General features: G+C 57.9%; 25 protein-coding genes. 9 read left to right on the forward strand and 16 right to left on the reverse strand.

All coding sequences use genetic code 11. The annotated features are described in order from the left end of the window. Positions 1-3 precede the first annotated feature (3 nt). Positions 4-1,446: a TerB N-terminal domain-containing protein gene (locus tag EL26_RS17780; protein WP_038091964.1), complete on the reverse strand. Its 1,443-nt coding sequence runs from the start codon at positions 1,444-1,446 to the stop codon at positions 4-6. Between the two features lie 166 nt (positions 1,447-1,612). Here EL26_RS17780 and EL26_RS17785 point away from each other — a divergent pair, with 166 nt between their 5' ends. Continuing rightward, the gene (locus tag EL26_RS17785; protein WP_038091966.1) at positions 1,613-3,745 is read left to right on the forward strand and encodes a HelD family protein; all 2,133 of its coding nucleotides are present in this window, start codon (positions 1,613-1,615) and stop codon (positions 3,743-3,745) included. Between the two features lie 154 nt (positions 3,746-3,899). On the opposite strand, the gene EL26_RS17790 is transcribed toward EL26_RS17785, so the two are convergent. Beyond that, on the reverse strand, positions 3,900-4,994 hold the full coding sequence (locus tag EL26_RS17790; RefSeq protein ID WP_038091969.1) for a CotH kinase family protein: 1,095 nt from the start codon (positions 4,992-4,994) through the stop codon (positions 3,900-3,902). Positions 4,995-5,139: 145 nt separating this feature from the next. Between EL26_RS17790 and EL26_RS17795 the strand changes: the two genes are divergently transcribed. Next, on the forward strand, positions 5,140-5,610 hold the full coding sequence (locus tag EL26_RS17795) for a hypothetical protein (protein WP_038091972.1): 471 nt from the start codon (positions 5,140-5,142) through the stop codon (positions 5,608-5,610). A 151-nt stretch (positions 5,611-5,761) separates the two neighbouring features. Next, positions 5,762-6,697 (forward strand): WD40/YVTN/BNR-like repeat-containing protein, encoded by a 936-nt coding sequence (locus EL26_RS17800; protein WP_152559313.1) that lies wholly within the window; start codon positions 5,762-5,764, stop codon positions 6,695-6,697. A 201-nt stretch (positions 6,698-6,898) separates the two neighbouring features. Here the strand turns inward: EL26_RS17800 and EL26_RS17805 are convergent, their stop codons facing one another. The 8 genes from EL26_RS17805 to EL26_RS17840 form a co-directional block, all read right to left on the reverse strand. After that, positions 6,899-7,231 (reverse strand): hypothetical protein, encoded by a 333-nt coding sequence (locus EL26_RS17805; protein WP_038091976.1) that lies wholly within the window; start codon positions 7,229-7,231, stop codon positions 6,899-6,901. Between the two features lie 57 nt (positions 7,232-7,288). Continuing rightward, the gene (locus EL26_RS17810) at positions 7,289-7,951 is read right to left on the reverse strand and encodes an MOSC domain-containing protein (RefSeq protein WP_038091979.1); all 663 of its coding nucleotides are present in this window, start codon (positions 7,949-7,951) and stop codon (positions 7,289-7,291) included. Continuing rightward, positions 7,948-8,313, reverse strand: a complete 366-nt coding sequence (locus EL26_RS17815) for a VOC family protein (RefSeq protein WP_238546146.1) — start codon at positions 8,311-8,313, stop codon at positions 7,948-7,950. The genes EL26_RS17810 and EL26_RS17815 overlap by 4 nt, the downstream gene beginning before the upstream one ends. Before the next feature lie 63 nt (positions 8,314-8,376). Beyond that, positions 8,377-8,976: a response regulator transcription factor gene (locus tag EL26_RS17820; protein WP_038091988.1), complete on the reverse strand. Its 600-nt coding sequence runs from the start codon at positions 8,974-8,976 to the stop codon at positions 8,377-8,379. Positions 8,977-8,980: 4 nt separating this feature from the next. Then, a complete protein-coding gene (locus EL26_RS17825; RefSeq protein WP_038091991.1) occupies positions 8,981-10,111 on the reverse strand; it encodes a sensor histidine kinase in 1,131 nt (376 codons plus the stop codon). After that, on the reverse strand, positions 10,108-10,857 hold the full coding sequence (locus tag EL26_RS17830) for an ABC transporter permease (RefSeq protein ID WP_052036536.1): 750 nt from the start codon (positions 10,855-10,857) through the stop codon (positions 10,108-10,110). Before EL26_RS17830 ends, EL26_RS17825 begins: the two co-directional genes overlap by 4 nt. Continuing rightward, entirely contained in the window at positions 10,854-11,759 is a 906-nt protein-coding gene (locus tag EL26_RS17835; RefSeq protein WP_038091993.1) for an ABC transporter ATP-binding protein, read from the reverse strand. The genes EL26_RS17830 and EL26_RS17835 overlap by 4 nt, the downstream gene beginning before the upstream one ends. Positions 11,760-11,901: 142 nt before the next feature. Next, complete coding sequence (locus tag EL26_RS17840) at positions 11,902-12,609, reverse strand: IucA/IucC family C-terminal-domain containing protein (protein WP_038091996.1); 708 nt, start codon at positions 12,607-12,609, stop codon at positions 11,902-11,904. Between the two features lie 159 nt (positions 12,610-12,768). Here EL26_RS17840 and EL26_RS17845 point away from each other — a divergent pair, with 159 nt between their 5' ends. After that, positions 12,769-13,632, forward strand: a complete 864-nt coding sequence (locus EL26_RS17845; protein ID WP_038091998.1) for an SDR family oxidoreductase — start codon at positions 12,769-12,771, stop codon at positions 13,630-13,632. Between the two features lie 42 nt (positions 13,633-13,674). Here EL26_RS17845 and EL26_RS17850 read toward each other — a convergent pair whose 3' ends face one another. Continuing rightward, positions 13,675-17,103: an S-layer homology domain-containing protein gene (locus EL26_RS17850; RefSeq protein ID WP_038091999.1), complete on the reverse strand. Its 3,429-nt coding sequence runs from the start codon at positions 17,101-17,103 to the stop codon at positions 13,675-13,677. Between the two features lie 226 nt (positions 17,104-17,329). Between EL26_RS17850 and EL26_RS17855 the strand changes: the two genes are divergently transcribed. Next, positions 17,330-18,151 (forward strand): MBL fold metallo-hydrolase, encoded by an 822-nt coding sequence (locus EL26_RS17855; RefSeq protein ID WP_038092000.1) that lies wholly within the window; start codon positions 17,330-17,332, stop codon positions 18,149-18,151. A gap of 37 nt (positions 18,152-18,188) precedes the next feature. On the opposite strand, the gene EL26_RS26815 is transcribed toward EL26_RS17855, so the two are convergent. Beyond that, on the reverse strand, positions 18,189-18,299 hold the full coding sequence (locus tag EL26_RS26815; protein ID WP_476689140.1) for a DUF1294 domain-containing protein: 111 nt from the start codon (positions 18,297-18,299) through the stop codon (positions 18,189-18,191). A 172-nt stretch (positions 18,300-18,471) separates the two neighbouring features. On the opposite strand from EL26_RS26815, the gene EL26_RS25060 reads away from it, so the two are divergent. Genes EL26_RS25060 through EL26_RS17860 form a run of 3 tightly spaced genes read left to right on the forward strand, consistent with a single transcriptional unit; the run spans position 18,472 to position 19,831 of the window. After that, on the forward strand, positions 18,472-18,945 hold the full coding sequence (locus EL26_RS25060; RefSeq protein WP_152559314.1) for a hypothetical protein: 474 nt from the start codon (positions 18,472-18,474) through the stop codon (positions 18,943-18,945). A 6-nt stretch (positions 18,946-18,951) separates the two neighbouring features. After that, the gene (locus EL26_RS26750) at positions 18,952-19,512 is read left to right on the forward strand and encodes a G1 family glutamic endopeptidase (protein WP_420802071.1); all 561 of its coding nucleotides are present in this window, start codon (positions 18,952-18,954) and stop codon (positions 19,510-19,512) included. A 13-nt stretch (positions 19,513-19,525) separates the two neighbouring features. Further along, positions 19,526-19,831 (forward strand): hypothetical protein, encoded by a 306-nt coding sequence (locus tag EL26_RS17860; protein ID WP_038092002.1) that lies wholly within the window; start codon positions 19,526-19,528, stop codon positions 19,829-19,831. 51 nt (positions 19,832-19,882) lie between these two features. On the opposite strand, the gene EL26_RS17865 is transcribed toward EL26_RS17860, so the two are convergent. Genes EL26_RS17865 through EL26_RS17875 form a run of 3 tightly spaced genes read right to left on the reverse strand, consistent with a single transcriptional unit; the run spans position 19,883 to position 21,105 of the window. Beyond that, positions 19,883-20,158: a DUF1294 domain-containing protein gene (locus tag EL26_RS17865; protein ID WP_038092005.1), complete on the reverse strand. Its 276-nt coding sequence runs from the start codon at positions 20,156-20,158 to the stop codon at positions 19,883-19,885. A gap of 3 nt (positions 20,159-20,161) precedes the next feature. Next, positions 20,162-20,824, reverse strand: coding sequence for an SdpI family protein (locus tag EL26_RS17870; RefSeq protein WP_038092009.1), 663 nt, complete (start codon positions 20,822-20,824; stop codon positions 20,162-20,164). Next, the gene (locus tag EL26_RS17875; RefSeq protein ID WP_038092013.1) at positions 20,821-21,105 is read right to left on the reverse strand and encodes an autorepressor SdpR family transcription factor; all 285 of its coding nucleotides are present in this window, start codon (positions 21,103-21,105) and stop codon (positions 20,821-20,823) included. The genes EL26_RS17870 and EL26_RS17875 overlap by 4 nt, the downstream gene beginning before the upstream one ends. Before the next feature lie 175 nt (positions 21,106-21,280). Here EL26_RS17875 and EL26_RS17880 point away from each other — a divergent pair, with 175 nt between their 5' ends. After that, entirely contained in the window at positions 21,281-21,709 is a 429-nt protein-coding gene (locus EL26_RS17880) for a hypothetical protein (protein ID WP_038092016.1), read from the forward strand. A gap of 74 nt (positions 21,710-21,783) precedes the next feature. Here EL26_RS17880 and EL26_RS17885 read toward each other — a convergent pair whose 3' ends face one another. Further along, the gene (locus EL26_RS17885) at positions 21,784-22,941 is read right to left on the reverse strand and encodes an aminotransferase A (protein ID WP_173424628.1); all 1,158 of its coding nucleotides are present in this window, start codon (positions 22,939-22,941) and stop codon (positions 21,784-21,786) included. Positions 22,942-22,956: the final 15 nt, after the last annotated feature.

Here is a 22,956-nt window from a genome sequence, read left to right on the forward strand (position 1 = left end):
CTATCATCCGCGCGACGCCCAGTCCTGCAGCGCCGTTTCGTGCTCTTCGGCTACGGAAATCTGCTCTCCGTCGTCGTCCAGCAGCGGCTCCAACCCGGCGTCCATCGCCGCTTCGTTGATTCCCATCACCGTGGCGTCGAGGAACATCCGCTTCGCCTTCAACCAGTCGGACAATCGCCGGCGCTCCGTCTCCCCGCTCAGCACGAGATGACGCAAAAACGCCTGCTCTCCTTCCTTCAGGCTATCCAAAAATTCCTCCACTTCTCCCGCTTCCACATCGGAAAAAAGTGAACTGACGAGCGACCCGCCGGAATCAGCTTCCTCGACTGCCGCGCTCAAGGGTTCCAAAGCCCGATCAGCATCGCTCGCGATCAGGGCTGACGTGCCAGTCGTGCCCTCCGAAACGGACGGGGTCGTCGGTTGCGTTTTTCGCAACAGGGGCTCTCCCGCCGCCTCGCCCTCCTGCATCATGTCAACCAGCCACTCCGTCTCCGTCGTCAACGCTTTCACCCGCGAGAGGTCGAGCACGACCGGCTCTTCGGGCAACTCCGCGGCGAGTGTGGGCGGGGGCGTTTTTTCTGCGGAGGCGCGCTCTTTATCCCGTTTCTTCTCCGTGGGTTCAGGCATCGGGTACTGCTCTTCGATCTCCCGGAAGTAGAGCCCGATCGACTCGTCGCATTTCAAACGCGGCTTGCGTTCGGCGCGGCGCAGCAAATTCTCCGCGTACCGCAGCGCGTGCTTCACGAAATGCACAAACGTCCCCGCCTGCTCGTAGCGGCGGAATCCGTCGAGGTAATACTTTTCATGGATCGGCGTGTTCGAAAACAAGTAGATCGTCGGCTCATCCGTATACCGCGCAAACTTGTCGAGCGGATGCATCCCTTCGATCTCATAAAACGTCCGAAACACTTGGTGCATCATCCGCTCCATCTCCGGCTCGATCTCCGGCATGTGCTCGCGGTAATACTGCGATTTCGGCACACCGGCGATCTTCTGCAAGAGCGAAAGCGGGATGTCGCGGTGACCGAAGCGGTACCAAGACAGTTTTTCAAAAAGGTCTCCCGCCGTGCCGTGCGTGTACCAGTACAGCGCGTTGTCGATCTCGCCCATCTTGAGATAGAAATCGCCGATCCAGCGCACCACCGTCACGTCGAGCCGCGGCTGGATGTCGTGGAAGTCGGTGTAGAACTGAATCAACCGCTTCACCGCTTGCTGCGGGTCTTGTATATATTCCAAACTCAACAGTTCGAAGATGTGAATCATCATATAAGACAGGCTTGTTTTCCGCACATAGCCGCGCTCCCACAGCGAGCGCCAGTAGAGAAACCACGCGAGTTGCTCGCGGTCCAAGTGTTCGTGCTTAGGCCAGTTATGCGAAAATTCGACTTCGGGGGCCGATGTGCCCTGAACATCTCGATAGCGACACACCGCTTCCCGAAATTGCATGGCTTTCAGTTCCCCAAGTTCCAGAGGCCCTTCCCCTCCCGTCTGCCAGATGTCCTACTCTTCATCGTACCCCTTCCGCTCCTTGCCTGCAACCTTTCGCTGTGATATATTGGGAACCTCTCGTCTGCAAGTGGGGCGAAATTTTCTCAACTGGAGGTAACTGGTCTTGGAACCTGAGATACAAAGTGCCTACACCGAAGAGTTGCAGCGACTCGAACAAACCGCTGCCGAGATTCAAAGCCAATTGCAGACCCTCGAACAAATCCCGCGCTACTACGGCAACGACATCGCCGAACAAGCGCTGGACAACATCCGCGAATCGCAACGCCAAGCCCTCAAAGTCGCCGGGCCCGAACCGTACTTCGGACGGCTGGACTTCCAAGAGGAAGGCCGCGAACAACCTCTGCCGCTCTACATCGGCAAAGTCGGCGTGGAGAACATCGACACCGGCGAACTGCTCGTCATCGACTGGCGCGCGCCGGTCGCTTCGATGTTCTACTCGTTCACCGGCGGGGACGAACCCGCGACGTACGATTCGCCGGACGGCCTGATCCAAGGACTTATCTATCTGAAGCGCAACCTCGTCATCCGCAAGCAGATTCTCCAGCGCGTCGTCGACGCGTACGAGCGCGGCGGCGAAAACCTCGCCGTCACCGACGAATTCCTGCTCTACCGCCTCTCGGAGAACAAAGACAACAAACTGCGCGACATCGTCTCCACGATCCAAGAGGAGCAGGACAAAATCATCCGTTCCGCCAAAAACCTCGCCCTCGTCATCCAAGGCGTCGCCGGTTCGGGAAAAACGACCGTGGCGCTCCACCGCCTCGCGTTCTTGCTCTACCAATACCGTGAAAACGTCCGGGCCGAGCGCATGATCATCTTCGCGCCGAACTCGATGTTCCTCGACTACATCTCCAGCGTCCTCCCGGAACTGGGCGTCGGCGGGATTCAGCAGACGACGTTCACCGACTGGACGCTGGACCTGCTCGACCATGAAGTTTCGCTGACCGACCCGGCGGATCGCTTGCAGGAGTGGTTCGCGATCGGCGACAAGCGCCCGACGCTGACCAATGAAGCGCCGGGTCGCTGGAAAGGGGCGCTCTACTACCGCGACCTGCTCGACGGGCAACTGCGCGCGTACGAGGAAACGTTCGTCCCTCAGGCGGACTTCTCGCCGTGGGAAGGAGCGACTCTGCGGTACAACACCATCCGCGAGTGGTTCCACACCGAATACAAACACTACCCGCTCGCCAAGCGCCGCGAGCGGGTGCATGCGCGCATCAAGCGCTGGTTGGAGATGGAACTCGACAAAGTCTGGGAAGTGCACCTCAAGAAAGACTACAAAAAGTCCGGCAACGCCAAGCTCCGCGCCTACCTGAAACTCTGGCCGTCGCACACGCCGTTTGCGCTGTACAAGCAGTTCGTCGACAATCTGGAAGAGATGCCGGAAGTACTCCGCAAGTCGTCCGCCAAGCTGTTCAAGAAGAAGCGGGTCGAACTCGAAGACCTCGCCCCGCTGCTCTACATCCGCGACCGCCTGCAAGGCGTCGACGGCAACGACGTGTTCGACCACACCGTGATCGACGAAGCGCAGGACTTCTCGCCTTTTCAAATTGCGGTGCTCAACGAACGGACGCGCGGGAAGTCGTTCACGATCCTCGGCGACCTCTCGCAAGGAATTCACGCCTACCAAGGCATCCGCGATTGGCAAGAGTTCCTCGGGCTGTTCGGCAAGGAAGAGAGCGCGTTTTTCCGCTTGGACCGCAGTTACCGATCCACGATGGAGATCATCCGCTTTGCCAACGTGATTTTGGAGCGTTCGGGCGAGCCGGTGACGCTGGCCAAGCCCGTGTTCCGCTCCGGGGAAAAAGTGATCGTGCACGAAGTGGCCCCTGCGCAACGCCTGGACACCATCCGCCGCTCGGTGGAGCACTTGCGCGAGGGCGAGTCGTCCACGGTGGCGGTGATCGCCCGGACGGACGAGGAAGCTCGGGAAATTCACGAGTATCTCGCGGACAACGGCATCGAAACCACGTTGATTCATTCCGGCCAGCGCGAGTATCGCGGCGGGCTGTCGGTGTTGCCCGTGTATCTCTCCAAAGGGCTGGAGTTCGACGCCGTCCTGCTCACCGACGTGGACAGCACGCGGTACGAGTTGAACCCCCAAGACGCGAAACTGCTGTACGTCGGGTGCACGCGTGCGTTGCACCATCTGTGGTTGCTGCATTCGGGCGAGGTGTCGCCGCTGATTGCAAACCTGAGCGAAGACGTGCACTCGCCGCAACTGCCCCTTTCCTAAAAAGCGCTTGCTCGCCCTATGGGAAACCGTCTTCGTCCCATCTGTGACGCACACGTTCTCTGCTCCCGCAGAACGCAAAAAAGCCTTCGCCCCCATCCGGGAGGAAGGCTTTTTTCGTTTACATTCGCAGTTGCCGGAACCGTTTGTTTTTTTCTCATTCGAGGTCGCGGAGATGGTCGAGCAAGTAGCGTCGGCGCTTGGCGACGAACGTTGAAATGACGTCGAACTCGCCGTCAAGCAAAGGGAGCGAGGCGTTGCGGTGAGGGTCTTGCTCCAGGGCGGGACGGACGGTGCGGAGCAAGTCTTGGACGAGCGGCTCCAAGACGCGGGGTGTAAAGTGCGTCGCCAACACCTCCTCCATTCGCACGCGATACCGGGCTCGCAAGGTCTGATCTGCCAGCATGCGGGCGGTGAGCGTGTTGTATCCGGTGATCGGAATGTAGTCGGGGCGAAGCGGCTTGCCTTTCAAATTGCGCCCCCAGGTGCCGTCATAGTCCCACGGAATCAATTGAAACAGCCCCGTCTCTCCGTTTTGGTAGAGCGCGTAGTTTTGGATGAAGCCATCGAAGTTCTGCGTGCAGACGACCCCGGCGAGCCAATTGAAATAGGCGTCGAGGTCGAGATAGCGCGGGATGCCGCGGGCGAAATCGTCGGCCGGCGTGGTGTTGATGAAGTAGATCCATTCACGCAAGCTCGCCCAGTCGTGCTCTGCCGCGACTTTGCCTTCATACCCGGCTTCGAGCGCTGCTTTCGGTCCTTGCGTGATCTTGCTGATCAGCGAAAAATTGGCGTTGTTGTTGACGGCGTAGAAGATCGGGCCGGGGGGCAGGTTGCGTTTTTTCAAATAGAGGTCGTCGACCGACTCCAAGTGCAGGTAGGCGCCTGCGGGGGTGCCGTTGAGCAGCAACTTGACGTACTGCGCGTCGGGCGTCAACGCACCCAGTCGTTCAAAAAACGCAAACGACAACTTGTTGCGAATCATCGCGGGGTCGGCGTATTCGGCGTTGAGGTGGAATTCACGGGCTTGGAGGGTCGGGTGCGGGGCGGGGAGTTCGATGCGAAACGACTTTTTGGGATACCGACGCGTGTGAGAGCCGCGCAAGGAGAGGCGGATCGGGAACGTTGGCGAGAGCACAGAGAGTTGCAAGAGAGCGGGGACGGCGTGCTTGCCCTTGGGGTGGTCGAGCAGAGATTGCAGGTCGGAGGGCGGGAGAGACAGCGCGTACTCCGGGAGCGGGTCGCGGGACATGCTCTTCAAAACCTCCAATCGGGTACGGGTTGCTTCCTCGTAAAAAAGAGTTGCTCATATCAAAATATGTTCCTACCTAACGCAAAAGTGACGGGAAGTTCGTACAATACATCAATCCCCCAATCCTGCCCCGAGGTGAGAGACATTGAGAAAGCTTTCCCGTGAAGAAATTGCAAAACTGCTTGAAATCGTAACGGTCGGCACGGTGGCCGAGTCCCTGCTGAAAAACAACCCCGTCGCCGAGTTCGCAACCGCCCAAGAGGAGGAGAAAACCGCCAACACCGCTGTTGGGTCGGGCAACGACTCTGACGAATCTGGCGACGATTCCTCCGGCGACGATACTGGAAACGAGTCGGGCGACGATTCCGGCAACGACGAAGAAGGACCGGCTGCCGACGAAACTGAAGAAGGCGAGTCTGAAAACAATTCCGGTGACGACTCCGGTAACGACTCCGGCGACGACGAAGAAGAGGAATCCGAAGCTCCGGCGGTTGAAGAAGACGATTCCGACAACGACTCCGGCGACGACGAGGAGGAAGATTCCGAAGCTCCGGCGGCTGAAGAAGACGATTCCGACAACGACTCCGGCGACGACGAGGAAGCGTCGAACGCCTAACGCTTTTTGGATAGAGATCCCTTTCAAAAAGACCTTCCCCCGCATGGAGGAGGGTTTTTCCTTTTTTTCTAAAACCGACTCTTTGTCCTGTAACGAAAAACCTGAAACGGGTTCCAATTCTGTAAGAACACACGAGAGGAAGGAATCGATCATGAGGAGTTTTTCTACCGGGATGATCACCGGACTTCTGGCGGCCGCAGTCGTTCTGTCCGGTTGCGGAGAGTCGGACAGCAAACTGAACCGCTTCCAAGGCATGGCCTACTCCCCCGACGCCACAACGCTCTACCTCGCCACCGACAACGGCATCTTGCGCTACAGCGACGAAACCGGCTGGGTGCAGCCGGAGACCCGGCAATCGATCTCCGGATTCGCCGCCATGCAAAACGCGCTCTACGTCGGCAGCGACGGTCTGAAAAAAAGCACCGACGGCGGCCGCACGTTCCAAGACCTCGGCGCAAGCGGCGTCCACTTCGACTTCCTCGCCGCTTCCCTGCACGGTCACGCGATCTACGCGTGGGTCAACACCGACCAGCCTCCGCTGGAGAAAGGGCTCAACTACACCCAAGACGAGGGCAAGACTTGGACGCACGCCGCAACCATCGGCTTGGAGAATGAAAAGATCCTCTGCCTCACCGTGCACCCAGACGATGACCGCTACGTCGGCGTCGGCACCGAGAGAGGCATGTCCCTCTCCGATGACCGCGGCGAGCATTTCAACATCGGCTATCCCGACAGACAGATGGAGCAGATGCCCGTCACCGCGCTGACGTTTGACGCGTACACCTCTTCGATCCCCGTGCTCGCCGCCCCCTATCAAGGCAAGCCGCAAGTGATCATCGGGCCGTTCGACCCGAAATTGTACATCTCCAGCATGAAAGGCACGCCGGAATTCTGGAACCAGCCGATGAAGCCGCTGTACCAACTGAGCACGGGCGACGAAGCGGTGCAACTGCTCAGCACGAAGTCGTCACCCTACGACTACACCATCGCCACGAAGCAGGGCGACCTCATCCGCCTCTCTCTCAAATCCAGCGCCTTCCCGCAGAAACTGATCGACCACGGCACCCTCCGCAACGGAAAAAACTAACCCGTCACGCACCCCGCGCCGAATCAACCGGCAGAGCGTCTCCTCTGGAACTCGAACCAGCACGTCACCTCGCGTCCAATAGCAAAAGGCCAGGCATCTCACCCCGTCCTTTTTTCCAACGGTACATCGAACCTGCACGTCTCCTCGCGCTTCAATAGAAAAAGGCCGGGCATCTCGCCCCGGCCTATTTGTCCAGCGGTGTTATCGGTTTTGTTGTTCGTTCGGGTCGTGCTGCCCGTCCGGCTCATAGTTTTGATCCAACGCCGCCAAATCGGCTTGCAGTTGTTCCAAAACTTTGTCGCCGTTGATCTGCTCGGTCTGGGTGACGTCGTGCATCGGGTGCATGAACATCCCGCTGTTCGCTTGCGTCAACGCCAGCGCTTCGGCATTCTCAATCGGTTCGGTGACATACTGACGGTTATCGGTCGACGCGTCCCCCGAGAGGTTTGCGACTTGGTAGTTCGGATCGTCGCTCAGCCGCAGTTGCTTCTGGTTGGTAAAATCCTTGAAGCTTTGCTTTTCCCCTTTTGTCACGTGGCAAGCCCCCTTTGACCAATGGTCTTGTCGTAGGTTGCCCCGTGACGCCGTCCGTCATGCTTCCGCCTGTTTGTCCGCCTCGTCCAACAGGCGCTGCAGCATGTTCCGCCAGTTGTCGGCAAGCGCCGGCACCGCCAGGATCTTGCGCAGAGCTGCTGTATTTTTCTTATCATGATAGACAGTGTGCAGGCAGAAACTAGCGGTAACTTCCCGCGGATCGCGCTCCACCAACATGACTTGGCTGTCCTTCGCGATGCGCCCTTCCTGCAACGTGCGGAAAAAGTACCCGCTCTTCGCCTGCAACGCCGTCTGCTGGAACAGACCGTTCACGTCCAGCTTCAAGTCGATCATCTTGCAGGGAATCCGCGCTTGCGTCACCTGCACGACCGCGTCGCCGATTCGGTAGATGTCGCCGATGCACACATCGTCCTCCGTCAAGCCTTGGAGCGTCAAATTCTCACCGAACGCCCCCGGCGGCAACTCGACGCCAAACTGCTCGTTCCAATGCGCGTAATGCTCATGCGGATAGACACACACGGTACGCGCTTCGCCGCCGTGGAAATTGGGATTCGCCACATCGTTGCCTTCCAAACGCTCAAACGACAGAAACAGCGGAGTGTCCGCCGGCTCCTTGCAGATGCCGGTCATTTCTTCCCGCGCTCCAAACGTCACGCGCTTCGGCTCCCCTGTAAAAAACCCCGTGATCGCGATGCTCATACCTGCGTGAACTCCAATCGGTTGCCCCACGGATCGCTCACGAAGAAGCGGATCACGCCCGGAATCTCGTCGTTGTCCTTGATCTCAATTCCCTGCTCCAACAAAAACGCACGCAACGCTCCGATCTCCTGCACCGCGAACGCCGGGTGCGCTTTCTTCGCCGGAGCGAACGGCTCTTCCACGCCGATGTGCAATTGCTGAGCTCCACACTGGAACCAGCAGCCTCCGCGCACTTTCAACTTCTCCGGCTTCTCCCGCTCTTCCATGCCCAGCAACCCGCCGTAGAAACGGCGCACTTCGTCCTCGACGCCCTTGGGCACCGCGACTTGCACGTGATCGATCCCCGCATATTTGAAACTCATCTGCATTCCCCTCCAGTCAGAATCTTCCATACTCAATAGCCTCATTGTACTCCTGTTGCGCCCTTACAGCCAACCTTTTTCCTCGGCGATGCGGACGGCTTCGACGCGGTTTTTCGCGCCTACCTTATGAAGGATTTCCGAGACGTAATTGCGCACGGTGCCTTCGGAGAGGAACAGCTTTCCGGCGATGTCGGCGGTGGATAAGCCCTTTCCCGCCAGCGCCAACACGTCGCGTTCGCGCTCGGTCAGCGGGTTGGGCTCGTCCCAGACGGCCATCGCCAGTTCCGGGGCGAGAACCCGCCCGCCGCCGTGCACTTTGCGCAGGGCCTTCGCCAATTCTTCCACCGGCGCGTCCTTCAGCAAGTAGCCGCTGACGCCGGCACGCAACGCCCGTTGCAAATAACCGGGACGGGCAAACGTGGTCAAGATCACGATGCGGGTGGCAAGCGCGGCTTCCTTGATTCGTTCCGCGACGTCGAGTCCGCTCAGCCCCGGCATCTCGATGTCGAGCAAGCAGATGTCGGGAGCGAGCTCTTGGATTTTCGCCCACGCCTCGGTGCCGGTGGGGGCTTCGGCGATCACGTCGATGTCGTCTTCCAAATTGAGCAGGGCCGCGAGCGCTCCCCGCACCATGCCTTGGTCTTCTGCAAGCAAGATGCGCATGAAGTCAGTCTCCTTTCTGACCGGATATGATATGCGGCAGCGTCACCGTCAACGCCGCGCCGCCGTTCGGCGCGGTTTCCAGGTGCAGAGTTCCGCCGACCACATCGACGCGTTGGCGCATGCCGAGCAATCCGTGCCCGTTTCCTTTTTCTTTCCAACCCCGTCCGTCGTCGACGATACGCATGATCGTGCCCGCCGCGTCGTCTTGCAACGTGACCCGGCAGATCCTGGCGCGGCTGTGCCGCACGACGTTCGTGACCGCTTCCCGCAAGCACAGCGCCAGAATCGAACTGGTCGACGTGTTCAAGCGGAGTTCTTCCAGCGTTCCGTGCACATGCAATTCGATGTGTGCGGCGTCGAGGATGCGCCGGATGTTTTGCAGCTCGTCCGGGAGCGAGATCATGTGCATGTTGGCGACCAGTTCGCGCACTTGCGAGAGCGCGGCGCGCGAGGCGGTCTGCACGTCGCGCATCTCGCGGGCGGCGCGCTCCGGGTCGCGCACGGCGAGCTTCTCGGCAAGCTCGCTCTTGAGCGTGATCATCGAGAGCGCATGCCCCATCGTGTCGTGCAGGTCGCGGGCGATCCGCTGGCGTTCCGCGTGCTTGCTCAAGTGCTCGATTTGCGCGTTGGCCGCTTGCAGTTCCTCGTTCTGCTCCTTCCAGATGCGCATCGCCCGCATGCTGAACGGAAACATGATATTGGTCAGATAAAACGGAATCAACGAGAAGATATCCCCCCATTGCCCCTGACCCTCCGCGATCAGAATCGCAACGGTGACGGCAACCAGCATCGCGATGAGCGATCCCCACATGCGTTTCTTGGACTGCATAAACCCGATGACACTTCCGCAGAAGAACGTCATGTAGCAAAAGTTCTCGTTGTAAAAAGCCACCCACACGCAGACGATCAGCACTTGCACCGGCAAGAACACGGTGCCCTTCCACGGCTTCTCCTCCGCCCAAAACGACTCCCGATACGCAATCAGAAAAAGCAACGACAACGAAAGCCCGAGGAGAGCTTTCGTCGTCGTGTCTGAAAAATGAAGCAGGTTATAAACTCCCAGCACCCAATAGATCAAGTTGAAGTAGATAAACTTCCCGACCCGTTTTGGGAAAAATTCAAACTTTCCAATCATGCGGCAACCGCTTCCTGTCGTTTGGAGATTCCTCCCCATACTAGCACAAACAGGATCAAGTACGCACCCGTCACCGCGAAGTCCTGCCAGGCGACATCAACTCCCGACACGATGTTCCACGGCACATGGCCGATGCGGTACGACGGCAACCATTCCGCCAATTTGCGCAGCGTATCCGGGAACGCTTGCACCGGCGTCCACAACCCTCCGAGGAACGAGAGCGCCAATTGAATCCCGACCGCCGCGAGCGGAGCCGCCTCCGCGCCGAGCAGCACGGCGATCAAACCGCCAAGCGAGAGGAACACCAGCGACCCGAACAGAATCGAGAGCGCGCAAGACACCCACTGTGATGCGCTTAGGTCCACGTTCTCCGTAAAGTGACCGACGAGGAACATGATCACGATCAAGGCGAGGTTGATCCCCAACTGCGCAATCATTTTCGAGGACAGATAGCCCCAAGCGGGAGCGGGCGTCGTGTGCAACAGGCGGTACCACCCCAGCTTGCGTTCTTGCGCCAACGTGTTGGCAAGTTGCGAAACGGAACCCATCAGCACGCCGTAGACGGTCATCGACATCAGCAGATAGGCGCTCCATTGCGCCCCGCCGATCTGCATCGCAGGGCCGTATTGCGTCACGAACAGGAAGTAAAACCCCAGCGGCATCAACAGCGCGAAAAACACAAACTTGCGATTGCGCAGCGTCCGCACCATTTCCGATTTGATTTGCATCCCCAAAGCCTTCATCATGATGCCTTCACCCCTTCTCCCGTTTCGGTCAGCGAGCGGAAGACGTCTTCCAAACCGCCGCCCTTGACTTCGATGTCCTGCACGTCCAACCCGTTGCGCACGATCGCAAACAGCGCGGCGTCCGAATCGCTGACTTGCAGGCGCACTTGGCGTCCGCTTCGTTCGATGCGGTCCACGCCCGGCAGTTGCTGCAAGAGCGCGTCGGTCGTTCTGTCGCCTGCGCGGAACGTGATGAAGCGCTTGCCCAGTGCGTTTTTTAACTCGCCGGGGGTGCCGTCCGCCGTGATGCGGCCGTTCGCGATCACGACGACACGGTCGGAGATCGCGTCCGCTTCCTCTAGGTAGTGCGTGGTCAAGAGGATCGTCTTGCCTTGGTTCGCGAATTCGCGCAGATGCTCCCAAAACAGCGTGCGCGACGAGACGTCCATGCCGACCGTCGGCTCGTCGAGGAACAGCACGTCCGGGTTGCCCGCCATCGCCAGCGCGAAGTTCAAACGGCGTTGCAGCCCGCCGGAGAGCGCGGTGCCCATCGTTTTGGCGTGTTCGTGCAGGCCGGCGATCTCCAGCAGCTTGTCGGTGGTCAGCGGTTTTTCGTAGAAGCTGCGGAACAGCTCGATCGTCTCGCGCACGTTCAAGCGCTCGATGGCGCTGACTTCTTGGAGCATCGCGCCGACGCGCTGGCGGGTGCGGGCGTCGCGCGGGTCGCCGCCGAGCAAGCGGATCGTGCCGGACGTCGGTTTAAGCAGGCCCAGCATCAGCGAGACCGTCGTCGTTTTGCCCGCGCCGTTCGGGCCGAGCAGCGAAAGCACGGTGCCGGGTTCCACGGTGAGCGAAAGATCTTCCACGGCGTTTTTCGAGCCGAACGATTTGCGAACGTTTTGCAGGTCTAACACGTGTTTCATGGTGGAGTTCCTTCCTTTCTGTCTGGTGTTTCCTTGGTTCCATCATATGACATTCTGCCGTCGGGCAAGCAGTAGAGTCCGTCATGACTCCAAGGTGACAATTGTCATGAAAAAAAGACCCCGTCGGCGACAGGGTCTTGGTTTAAGGCGCGGGTATCGGTTTGGGGAGCAACTCCGCCCGTTGTGCCATCGAGAGGCGCGGGCAGGTGTAACAAGGGGTGCGTCCCTCGAATTTATACGCGAGGCAGCACGTTTGGCGCACGCGCGCCCAGCGCGGGGGCTCGGCGTCCTCGACGAACACTTTCTGGCAGGAACAGGCGAGCGGCGGGGTTTTGTCCATGCCGGGGCAGGCCATCAGCGCTTCGAAGTCGCGCCGGGCGCGGTCTTGCAAGTCCGGGTCTTGCAAGAGCACGTCTTCGTAGAGCCAGCAGCCGTAGTTGCCGATGTTCCCCCAGAGCACGCGCAGAGAGACGCCGATCTCCGAAGCGATGCGCATCGACAAGCGGCCCAGATTGTCGTCAAACAGCGCGCGAAAGACCTCGCTTCGCAAGCGGTCCTCTTCCTGCGCGTCATGCAGATTCACCATCCGCGTCTGCGGTGCGTGCAGTACCACTTCGGCGGGCAGATCGTCTTCCAACACGATGTCGAGCGCTTCGGCGGGAGCGAGAATCCCGACGCGCAGGCGGGTCAGCGGGTTGAGCACGCTGCTGAGCAATTTGCCGCAATACCGCTTTTGAAACAGCGACGCGGCGGCGGCGAGGTCGTCTGTGCCAAGCCTCCGGGCGATGCTTTCGATATGATGTCGCAAGTGCGGGCCTTCCAACAGGTCGCAAACAGAAATCGTGGTCATCGGCGGCTCTCCTCTCTGAGTTTGAGATTATGCCGATCAGTTGATTTTCATTCTCAATGATAATCACCGCGCGCAGACTTGTCAATTTTAATAAAAGCGGGGGGATTGGGGAAGTTTTTAGAAAGACTGGAGACACACGGAACAGGGAGGTTTTTTCAGATGGCGGATCAAAGCAAGCAAGCGTTCCCCCCGCAGCATCAGAATCAGCAACCGGGCATCGAGTCGGAGATGACCCCGCGCCCAAAGTTTGAGAACCGAAACTACAACGCATCCGGAAAACTGGCGGGCAAAGCCGCGCTGATCACCGGCGGAGACAGCGGGATCGGACGGGCGGTGGCGGTGCTGTACGCCAAAGAGGGCGCGGACGTCGCGATCGTCTATTTGAACGAGCACGGCGACGCCGAAGAGACGAAGCGCGCCGTGGAAGCGGAAGGCCGTCGCTGCGTGCTGCTGTCAGGCGACGCGGGTGACGAGACGTTTTGCCAAGACGCGGTGGCGTCTGTCGTTCAAGCGTTTGGCAAACTGGACGTGCTGGTCAACAACTGCGCCGAACAGCATCCGCAAAAAAGCCTGCACGAGATCACGGCCCAGCAGATGGAGCGGACGTTTCGGACGAATATCTTCTCGTTCTTCCACATGAGCAAAGCGGCGTTGCCGCATCTGAAGACAGGCAGCGCCATCGTGAACACGGCGTCGGTGACCGCGTATCACGGGCACAAGGAACTGATCGACTACTCCGCGACCAAGGGAGCGGTCGTGACGTTCACCCGTTCGTTGTCGTTGACGCTCGCCGACAAGGGCATCCGCGTCAACGGCGTTGCCCCCGGCCCGATCTGGACGCCGTTGATTCCGTCGACGTTCACCGCCGAGCAAGTGGCGTCGTTTGGCACGACCACGCCGATGAAGCGGGCGGGTCAACCGGAGGAAGTGGCGACGGCGTACGTGTTTTTGGCGTCGGACGACGCGTCGTACGTGACGGGGCAGATCCTGCACGTCAACGGCGGGGAGATCGTGAACGGATAAAAAAAGACTCGGCCCGCGAAGGGTCGAGTCTTTTTTGAAGAATTACGGAGTGTGGGTGCCGAGATATTGAAGCGTGCCGACCGGGTAGCTGTTCCATTCCCCGTACAAACTGAAGGTGCTCGAACCTGCGCGGATGCCCTTCTTGCGGATGAACGTCCCGCCGTCTGGCATGAACTGCGCGGACGAGTTCGGGTTGCCCAGCACGTCGATCGTAACCCCGTTTTTCTTGAGCACGAAGCCCGTCACGTACGAATTCCCCGGATCGGACAGAATCAGTTCATCATTGAAATACTGGACGGGGGCGATGTCGAAGAGATCGTAGAAAGTCCGGTCGATGAAGAGATACGGCATGCCCTTCCAGAGCGGCAACATCGCTCGGGTGTAGAACGTCTCCTGATTGGTCTTGAGGTTGTGTTGATGAACTTCCAAGGAATACCCCGATACCGTCTGCGAAGTGTCGCCGACGGGGTTGAAATACAGTTGAAGCGCTGTGCGGCCGTTCCCCATGTCCATGTATTGCGAGAAGTACAGATCTTCCGCCCCTTGCGGATCCGCGCTGACATGCAAGACGACGGCGGTTCCGTCCGCGCCGATCACCCAATAGTCGAGCAAGGTATCGCCGTTCCACTTCCAGGTGTTGCCGGAAAGCGGCGTCGGACCGGTGAACGTCGAGTCCGGCGTTCCGGAATACACTTGGAACGAGGTTTGGCCCGGGAAGAACTTCGACAGGTCGACGGTGATGTCGTCGTTGACGCCTTGCTTCGTGTGGATGTTCAACTGTCCGCCCGGCACAAGCGGTGCGTTGTGCACGATCAAGTTGTACGTCGCCGTGCCGCCCTTGCCGTCGTCGGCGGTGATCACGACTGTCGTGCTGCCAGCCGTCGAGCCCGCCGACAGTGTAATGGCAGCGCCGGAAACGTCCGCATTGACGATGCCCGGCGTTTGCGGGACAGCGGTAAACGTCAGCGCGTCGCCGTCTTGGTCTTCGAACAGTTGCGACAGGTCATACGATCGAGCGTTCGTCACTCCGGCTGTCAGGACTTGTTCATAGATGGTGGCTACGGCTTGCGGATCATGATTGTTCTGGGAAGGAACCGGTTTGACGGTGACGTTGAACTCGGTCGTGACTTCGCCGCCGTTGCCGTCCATCGCTTTCAGTTGAATCTTCGTCGCGCCTTCTGCAACGGCGTGCACGGTGATTTGCGATCCGTTGCGGGTAACCGTCGCGATCGACGGGTCCAGCGAAACCGCATCATACGTCAACGTGTCATGGTCCGGGTCGCTGAACAGCGTCGCCGCATCCAACGTGTAGTCGGCGCTGCCCAGAGTGATCGTTTGATCGCTGGGCGTCTGATCAACAACCGGGTTTTGGTTCGGCTGTGCGCCCACGTTCAGTTGGAAGGATTTCGTCAGCGTGCCGCCGCGTCCGTCGGTCGCTTTAACCGTGACGGTCGTGCTGCCGACGCCAAGCGGCTTGAGCACGAGTTGATCGGAGTTCAGCGAATACGAAGCGATGTTCGGGTCCGCCACGCTGACTTCATACGCGAGCGGATCGTTGTCCGCGTCCGTGATGAAGGAATTCAAAGACAACGTCAAGTCGCCGGAACCCAACGTCACCGTCTGATCCGGGATTCCGCTTGATCGCGGCGGATCGTTGACCGTCACGTTGAAAGAAGTGGAAGTTTGTTCTCCGTGCAGGTCGTCCGCCGTCACATAGATCGTGACCGTACCGCGCGACATCGGCGTCAACTGAATGTTGTTCCCTGACAAAGTCGCTTTGCAGATGAGTCGGTTCGACGTACTGACCGTGTACTTCAACACGCTTTGTTCGGCATCGGTGAAGTGACCCAATACGTTCACCGACATAACGCTGTCTCCCGCCGTCATCGCTTGGTCGCTGAACGGAGTGACCAAGATCGGAGCGGTATTGGGGTCGGGGTCGGGAGTCGTCGGAGTCGACGGATCCGTCACGCCTGCGACCGTGTTGGTCGGAACGCCCGCGGCATAGGCAACGTTCGAGACTGTAAGCGTGGAAGCGACTTTCACTTGGGCTCCTGGATTGTTCACTTGCAGATTGGCAACACTCCCGGTTCCGTTCAGTTTCAGCGGCGCTGCCGTGTTGACCACCACATTGCTGATGGAAGCGTTGCCGGTCAGCGTGGTCGGCTGGGTGCTGTTCACAACCACATCTTGCATCGTCCCTTGCAACTTCACTTCTTGAGCGCCGTCGGCGACGGTGACTTTTTGCAACAGGGACGAATCATCGCTCTCCAGCGTGGCGTTGGCGGAGACGGTCAAGTTTTGCAAGGACGAGTTCTCTTGCGCCACCAGATGCACGTCCGGTTTCGAAACCTCGACGTCTTGCAATTTCGAATCGGCAAACGCAACCGTGTCCTCGTCGCCCCCTTGAATGAGCGTCTTGCCCAGCACGTTCAGTTGACGGGCTGAAAAGTCGTTGGCAAGCTCCGGCGTGATCCGGAAGTCCTTCTTCACGTTCAAATTCTGCACGGAGAGGTAATTGCCCGACAACACCAAGTCTCCGTCCAGCGTCGCGCCGTGACCGTCAAGCACCAAGTTGCCGCTGAATTCCGGAGCTTTGTCGGCGGGCGCCTGCCCGCTGGCGTGCAGCTCCAGTTTCGTGATCGATTGCACCGTGCGGTCGGTGGCGCTGAACTGGATACTCGCTCCTTGCAACGCCGCGCGGTTCGCCGGTTGCAACAATCCTTTCACCGAATCGGAAAGACGGTAGGAGATCCCGTTGATCTTGACCTTTCCGTCCTCGACTTCTTGCAGCAAAGCGGGTCTGTCTGTCGGGAAAAACGTGTCCAACAGCATCTCTGCGATCTCTTGACGCGAAACAGGAGATTGCGGGTGGAAGTTAGATCCGGTCGTTTTCAGAGAGCCGGTTTTCAACGCGGTGTTCACGAACGGTTTCGCCCACTGGCTGACGGTGTTCCAATCGGAAACGGCAGACGACTCCGTTCCCTCTGCCAGCGGGAATTGAGCGGCGCGCATCAGCAGCGCAGCCATTTCCTCCCGCGTGACGGGCGCTTCGGGACGGAACGCACCGTCGCCGTCGCCGACCATCAGGCCCGCTTTGCGTACCGCTTCGATGTAGCGGCTGGCCCAACCGTTCGGAAGCACATCGGAGAACGTCGTCGCCGCTTGCCCCATCGGCAATTGAAGGGACTGGGTCAACAGAACGGCCATCTCTTCACGGGTCAAAGTATCGGCCGGGCGGAACGTGCCGGCCGCATCCCCTTTCAACAGACCGGCTTGAAGGGCTTGCAAGATCTTGTTCATCTGTTCAGGCGACACGCCGTTCAGATCGGAGAACGGAGCTACAGATGAATTCGATTGCTTCACCGTCCCCTCCCCGGCAGCATAGGCAGACGATTGGAACAGGTTCGGCGTCAAAACCGTGCTTAACGCCAGCGTTGCGATCATCCAGTTGCGGACTTGTTGTTTCATAGAGAGCGATCCCCCTGATCCCTCAGTGCAATTTTGAAGAACACATCCCACGAATCGAAGGACTCTTGTGCGTATCAATTGCCTAATTATACTCTAAATTAAAAATATTGCACAGCATATTTGCCTCTATGTAAATATATATAAAAATCCCTCTTTTTCCTTATCTTGCATAACCCTCAAGATATCCCTTACACTTGGGAATGACCACACCTAGGGAGGTTTCTCCGTGATCCACTACCAATCGGAATCCATCACCGTTTTCCAAAGTCACCTTCAACAAACGACCTCCACGGTGGTTGCCACGAACGACCTCGTGCTCGTCGCGGATCCCTGCTGGCTGCCCGGCGAAGTGGAAGAAATTCGCCGCTATGTCGCAACCATCCGGGGCGAACGTCCGCTGTACCTGCTGTTCACGCATGCGGACTGGGATCACATCATCGGCTATCGGGCGTTTCCGGAGGCGACGGTGATCGCCAGCCACGCCGTTCACACGTATCCGGAAACGGAGCGCCAACGCAAACTGGACGCGATTCGCAACTTTGACGGAAACTACTATCTGGAGCGCCCGTACCCGATTGAGTTCCCCGCTGTGGATGTCGTGATCGAGCACGACGGCCAGCAAGTGAGCGCGGGGAGCACGACGCTGACGTTCTACCACGCGCACGGGCACGAGAGGAGCGGATTGTTCACTGTGGTGGAGCCGCTCGGCGTGTTCTTGGCAGGCGACTATCTCTCCGACGCCGAGTTTCCTTTCATCTATTACAGCAGCACGGAGTACGACCGCACGTTGCAGAAAGTCGAGCACATCCTGCAAACTCACGCCGTGCGCCTGCTCGTCCCCGGCCACGGCAGCACCACGGAGTCTGTGGACGAGATCCGCCGCCGCACCGACGAGTCGCAAGCGTACATTGCCCAAGTCCGCGAGTGCGTCCAACAGGACAACCAACCCGAACTCGCCGCCATGATCAACCGCTGGAAGTTCGCGCCCCAACTGCGGCGCTTCCACCAAGACAACATCGACCTGATCACTCGCGAGTTGCAAAAGTAAAAAGCCAAGGTCCGCTCCCGCGGCCCTTGGCTTTTCTCTACAGCATCAACTTCAACAACACCCCGTACAGCAGCGCCACTGTCACGAACGACAGCGGCACCAAGATGCGAAACGAGCGGTGTTGTGTTTTGTGGCGGAACTTTTTCATGCCTCTCTCGATTCCGATGCAGCCCCTGGCGTCGTCCGCCGCGCTTGTCTTGTCCCATCAACAAAGCCCCACAAAGAGATCCAGCAAATTCAAGGTCGCCACAAGCGAAGTCAGATTTCTTTTGTAATGAACATTTACCAAATAACAAATTTCATGATATATTTGTCTCTGCATGAATCACAATAAGATCAGGCGGTGCTACTTTGAAAAAATTTTATCCCCACTAGTAATCATGTTCATTTCCACTTCTATCCTCCCTGTCGCTTCCTTCGCTGATCAACCTGTTCAGGTGTCAACCACTGCGGGAGCCTCAGTCACTCAAGGAGTTGAAATACATGAACCTCCTCAAGGATGGAATCCGTTAACGGCAACCGATGCAGAGCTCAACTTTTACAACTACCCGCCTCGCCCAAGAAACCAAGAAGCGATGGCTCAATGGACAGAGGTTGTTTCAAAATCCAAATGGGTAGGAGGAGAAATAAAAAAAGGGATACCAAGGTCTCCACAAGTCAAAACAGCCTCTGAACCTTCTCTTGCTAGTTACACTTTTAGCAGCAATTGGGACGGAGTTGTTTCAAAAAAAACATATGATGAGGTCTATGGCTACTGGAAACAGCCGATTGCCGCTACAGACTCTACTCATTAACCTTCGTTGGCTTCCACTTGGATTGGACTTGGAGGCAATAATGCACCACTCATTCAAATGGGCACGTATTCAAACGCCACAGGTAGCAATAGCGACTATGATGTTTGGTATGAGATTGTCGGTACAAACAAAGATACAGGTGGAAGTATGATCATTCCCTTAACCCATTCTCCCGGCGACCAGTACTATGGGGATATTTGGCTAACGTTTGACACCTCTGGATTCATGACTGCACATTTCTACATTTCCGATCAAACGAAGAATTTAACCTACTCCTTCAGCGTTTCTGGAATATCAGCATGGTCGGGTGTCACTTCTTCAGCTGAGTGGATTTTAGAACGCCCGTCTCGGAATACTAGTTTGTATTATCTCTCAAAAATTTCGAACGTCCCATTCACTTGTCTTGCCGCAAACTATGGTGTTAAAACAAAGCCCGATCCATACGATGCCAGCACAGTCTACACCCGAATGAGAGACTCCGCCGGAACTCAGATTGCTGGGTGCACGACAATTGATTACAATGGGTATTATGAAGCAACATGGCTTAGCTACGGCAACGGAAACTAGAGAGGAGCAGAGCATGAAAAAAGCAGGTTGGATCCTCATCTCGTTGCTGGTCCTGACAGCAGGAGCAACATTCGGATATACGGCCTATGCGGACAAGACACCTCAATTTGAGGAAGTTCACATCCCTCCTCATGGTTGGAACCCACTCACTGCAAGCGATGAAGAATTAAACTTCTACAATTTCCCACCTCGCCCCCATGACCCTGCTGATCTGAAAGACTGGGAACGGATTGTTTCAAATAGCACCTGGGACCCAAACGCTCCGACTCAGTTCAAACCCTCTGGAATCCACGGCAATCTCTTCAAAGAATCGAACTAACAGGTCTATACAAAAAGGATGAGTCCGCCGACTCATCCTTTCTTCTTTTCTCTACAGCATCAACTTCAACAACACCCCGTACAGCAGCGCCACCGTCACGAACGACAGCGGCACCAAGATGCGAAACGAGCGGTGTTGTGTTTTGTGGCGGAACTTTTTCATGCCTCTCTCGATTCCGATGCAGCCCCCGGCAAACGAGAGCAGAAACAGCGTGCGCTCCGGCACGCGTCGTCCGCCGCGCTTGGCTTGGCGCTTGTCATAGCCCATCAACACATACGCGTACACGTTCAGCCCCGCAAACAGAGCCAGCAAGATCAAGACCGCCATGCTCTACTTCCCTTCCGTCATCAGCTTTTTCCACAGCATGTACGAGTACGCAAACGGGAAGATCAGCATCGTCACAACGAGCGCCGCGCCGAAAATCCAAACGCCCAGCCCCGTCGGCAGAAACGCGCACACCAAGGAGATCAACCCCGTCACCACGATCAACGGCCCGCTCGCCCGATGCGTGCGTTTCCAGACGTCTTCGTTGGTGAGCGTCCACGGCGTTTTGATCCCGATGAAGTAGTTCGGACGCACTTGCCCCATGTAGTTGCCAAGCAAGATGAACAGTGCGCCAAGGCCCAGCATCGCCACCATCTTCATGTTCATCGGATACCCGAGGTTGAACAGAATCGTGACGATCGTCACCGCTGCCAAGAGCAGCGTGACCGCCATGCGAAACAACTCCAGAACGCCCGCAAACGACTCATAGTTCTGCGCGCGCGGGTCGATACGGCGCGGAATCTTCATAAACACGGGCATCCCCAGCGTCAACACCGTCATCAACGCGAAAAACGACCCCTTGCTCATCGACCCGTCCACGTCGCCCGTCAACGTGAAGTGCGTCGCCATCGGATCGGGCAGCGCGTTCCACTCGATGAGATACCACACGACCGGCACCAGCCCGATCAACGCCAACAGCACATCTCGAAATCCCCATTGGATCTTCATCGGACATCTCCTCCCTTGTCTCCATCCATCCCCAGCACTTCAAAAAACCAACTCATCACTTCCTGCACCACCGTCGTATTCAACGAATACACGATGTTTTGCCCGTGCCGCTCGTCATAGACCAACCCGGCCGATTTCAGCGAATTCAAATGGTGGGAGATGCTCGGCTTTGTCATGGCAAAGTGCTCGGCGATCTCGCCGGCCGTCATGTCCCGTTCCCGCAGCAGCTTGATGATCTGCCGCCGCGTCGGGTCGGACAACGCCTTGAACGACTCGTTCATAAAATCCCCATCCCTTAGACTGTTAGATAATGATCTAAATTTATCATATGCGTTCTCGTCCGCCTTGTCAATTTTGTCATGTGCCTGTAATCTGCTCTCGTAACCTCTTGCCCGAAATCGTGTCAAATTACACAACAGTTCTGATAATAACGCCTGCTTGAGGAGGGCTCTCGATATGAAAAAAGTCTCGTTCCCGCACTTTCTCGACCACATCCAAACGAGCCGCCAAGCCCGCGGGTTGACCGCGATCCAGTTGCAAGACGTCACGTTCCTGCACGACCTGACGAACGACCCCATACAAACGCTCGACCTGCTCGAAGAAGTCACAACCGCGCTGGACGCCCCCGTCTCCCGCAACACGCTGAAATCCGACTACCTCTCCCCGTACCTCCACTACAACGTACGAGACCTCTACGACGCGTTTTTGCGCATCGATGCGAACCGCAAATACGAGCGCAAACGCAAAATCGGGTTTGTGATCGGCTTGACGTTGGCAGGCGCGTCGCTCTACGAGTTGTTCGTGGAAGTCGCGGTCCTCCCGTGCATTTTGCTTGCGTTGATCACTTCGGGGATCTTCCAATACCTGCGCGGCACCACCTCGTAAAAACCGACCCCTATAAAAAACGACCTCTCCCAACTCGGCACCAAGCCGCGGGAGAGGTCGTTTTTTATCAGGTCTTATAAGGAAAGCACGAAGCGCTGCAGGCGGTCCAGCGCTTCTTTGAGCGAATCCATCGAGTAGGCGTACGAGATGCGCATGAACCCTTCGCCGTACTCCGAAAACGCATCGCCCGGCACGACCGCCAACTGCTCTTGCTCCAAGAGGCGGACGCAGAATTCCTGCGACGTGAGACCGAAGTGCCCGATCGACGGGAACAGGTAAAACGCACCGTCCGGTTTCACGCACGGGATGCCCATCACGTCCAGACGGTCATGCACATAGTCGAGGCGCTTGCGGTATTCCACACGCATCGCCAGCGCGTCGTCCATGCCGTGCGTCAACGCTTCCAAGGCGGCGTACTGCGAAATCGAAGACGCGCAGGAGACGTTGTACTGGTGGACTTTCAGCATGTGTTGCGTGATCGCCGCCGGCGCGAACGTGAACCCGATGCGCCAGCCGGTCATGGAGTGCGACTTGGACAGGCCGTTGATGACGATCGTCTTATCCCGCATGCCCGGCTCGTGCACGATGGAGCGGTGCCCCTCATCGCTGTACACCAACTCGCTGTAAATCTCGTCCGACACCACGAAAATTTCGCGGTCGCGCAGCACGTCGGCAATTTCCTTCAAGTCTTGGCGGCTCATCACAACGCCGGTCGGATTCGACGGGTACGGCAAGAGCACGGCGCGGGTTTTGTCGGTCAATTTCTCCGCGATGCCCACCGCCGTGATCTTAAAACCGGTTTCGCGGGTGTCCACATAGACCGGAATCCCGCCGCATTGCTTGATGATCGGTTCATATCCGGGATAGACCGGGCCCGGCAAGATCACTTCAGAGCCGGGGACGAGGATCGTGCGCAAGGCGATGTCGATCGCTTCCGACGCGCCGACGGTCGTGATCACTTCCGTCTCCGGGTCGTACTGCTGTCCGTAGCGGGTCGCGACGAAGTTGCAGGCGGCTTGGCGCAGTTCCAACAGTCCGGCGTTGTGCGTGTACACGGTGCGGTTCGTCTCGATGGCGCGCTGTGCCGCTTTTTTGATATGCTCCGGCGTCGGGAAATCCGGCTGGCCGAGCGTGAGCGAAATCGCGTAGGGGTAGGCGGCTACGCGGTTCGAGAATTTGCGAATGCCGGAGACTTCAATCTCACGGACTTGCGGGTTGACGAGGTGTTCCATCTGATTCATCCCTCT

Origin of the sequence: Tumebacillus flagellatus (genome assembly GCF_000714935.1) — a bacterium.
GTDB classification, from domain to species: Bacteria; Bacillota; Bacilli; order Tumebacillales; family Tumebacillaceae; genus Tumebacillus; species Tumebacillus flagellatus.

Excerpts from the sequence above, each read along its gene's own strand:
- EL26_RS17780 (WP_038091964.1), bottom strand. The coding sequence starts at position 1,446 with ATGCAATTTCGGGAAGCGGTGTGTCGCTATCGAGATGTTCAGGGCACA.
- EL26_RS17885 (WP_173424628.1), bottom strand. The coding sequence starts at position 22,941 with ATGGAACACCTCGTCAACCCGCAAGTCCGTGAGATTGAAGTCTCCGGC.
- EL26_RS17810 (WP_038091979.1), bottom strand. The coding sequence starts at position 7,951 with ATGAGCATCGCGATCACGGGGTTTTTTACAGGGGAGCCGAAGCGCGTG.
- EL26_RS17875 (WP_038092013.1), bottom strand. The coding sequence starts at position 21,105 with ATGAACGAGTCGTTCAAGGCGTTGTCCGACCCGACGCGGCGGCAGATC.
- EL26_RS17790 (WP_038091969.1), bottom strand. The coding sequence starts at position 4,994 with ATGTCCCGCGACCCGCTCCCGGAGTACGCGCTGTCTCTCCCGCCCTCC.
- EL26_RS17815 (WP_238546146.1), bottom strand. The coding sequence starts at position 8,313 with ATGAGTTTCAAATATGCGGGGATCGATCACGTGCAAGTCGCGGTGCCC.
- EL26_RS17825 (WP_038091991.1), bottom strand. The coding sequence starts at position 10,111 with ATGATTGGAAAGTTTGAATTTTTCCCAAAACGGGTCGGGAAGTTTATC.
- EL26_RS17840 (WP_038091996.1), bottom strand. The coding sequence starts at position 12,609 with ATGACCACGATTTCTGTTTGCGACCTGTTGGAAGGCCCGCACTTGCGA.
- EL26_RS25060 (WP_152559314.1), top strand. The coding sequence starts at position 18,472 with ATGAATCACAATAAGATCAGGCGGTGCTACTTTGAAAAAATTTTATCC.
- EL26_RS17830 (WP_052036536.1), bottom strand. The coding sequence starts at position 10,857 with ATGATGAAGGCTTTGGGGATGCAAATCAAATCGGAAATGGTGCGGACG.
- EL26_RS17850 (WP_038091999.1), bottom strand. The coding sequence starts at position 17,103 with ATGAAACAACAAGTCCGCAACTGGATGATCGCAACGCTGGCGTTAAGC.
- EL26_RS17860 (WP_038092002.1), top strand. The coding sequence starts at position 19,526 with ATGAAAAAAGCAGGTTGGATCCTCATCTCGTTGCTGGTCCTGACAGCA.
- EL26_RS17880 (WP_038092016.1), top strand. The coding sequence starts at position 21,281 with ATGAAAAAAGTCTCGTTCCCGCACTTTCTCGACCACATCCAAACGAGC.
- EL26_RS17870 (WP_038092009.1), bottom strand. The coding sequence starts at position 20,824 with ATGAAGATCCAATGGGGATTTCGAGATGTGCTGTTGGCGTTGATCGGG.
- EL26_RS17865 (WP_038092005.1), bottom strand. The coding sequence starts at position 20,158 with ATGGCGGTCTTGATCTTGCTGGCTCTGTTTGCGGGGCTGAACGTGTAC.
- EL26_RS17820 (WP_038091988.1), bottom strand. The coding sequence starts at position 8,976 with ATGCGCATCTTGCTTGCAGAAGACCAAGGCATGGTGCGGGGAGCGCTC.
- EL26_RS17845 (WP_038091998.1), top strand. The coding sequence starts at position 12,769 with ATGGCGGATCAAAGCAAGCAAGCGTTCCCCCCGCAGCATCAGAATCAG.
- EL26_RS26815 (WP_476689140.1), bottom strand. The coding sequence starts at position 18,299 with ATGAAAAAGTTCCGCCACAAAACACAACACCGCTCGTTTCGCATCTTG.
- EL26_RS17800 (WP_152559313.1), top strand. The coding sequence starts at position 5,762 with ATGAGGAGTTTTTCTACCGGGATGATCACCGGACTTCTGGCGGCCGCA.
- EL26_RS17835 (WP_038091993.1), bottom strand. The coding sequence starts at position 11,759 with ATGAAACACGTGTTAGACCTGCAAAACGTTCGCAAATCGTTCGGCTCG.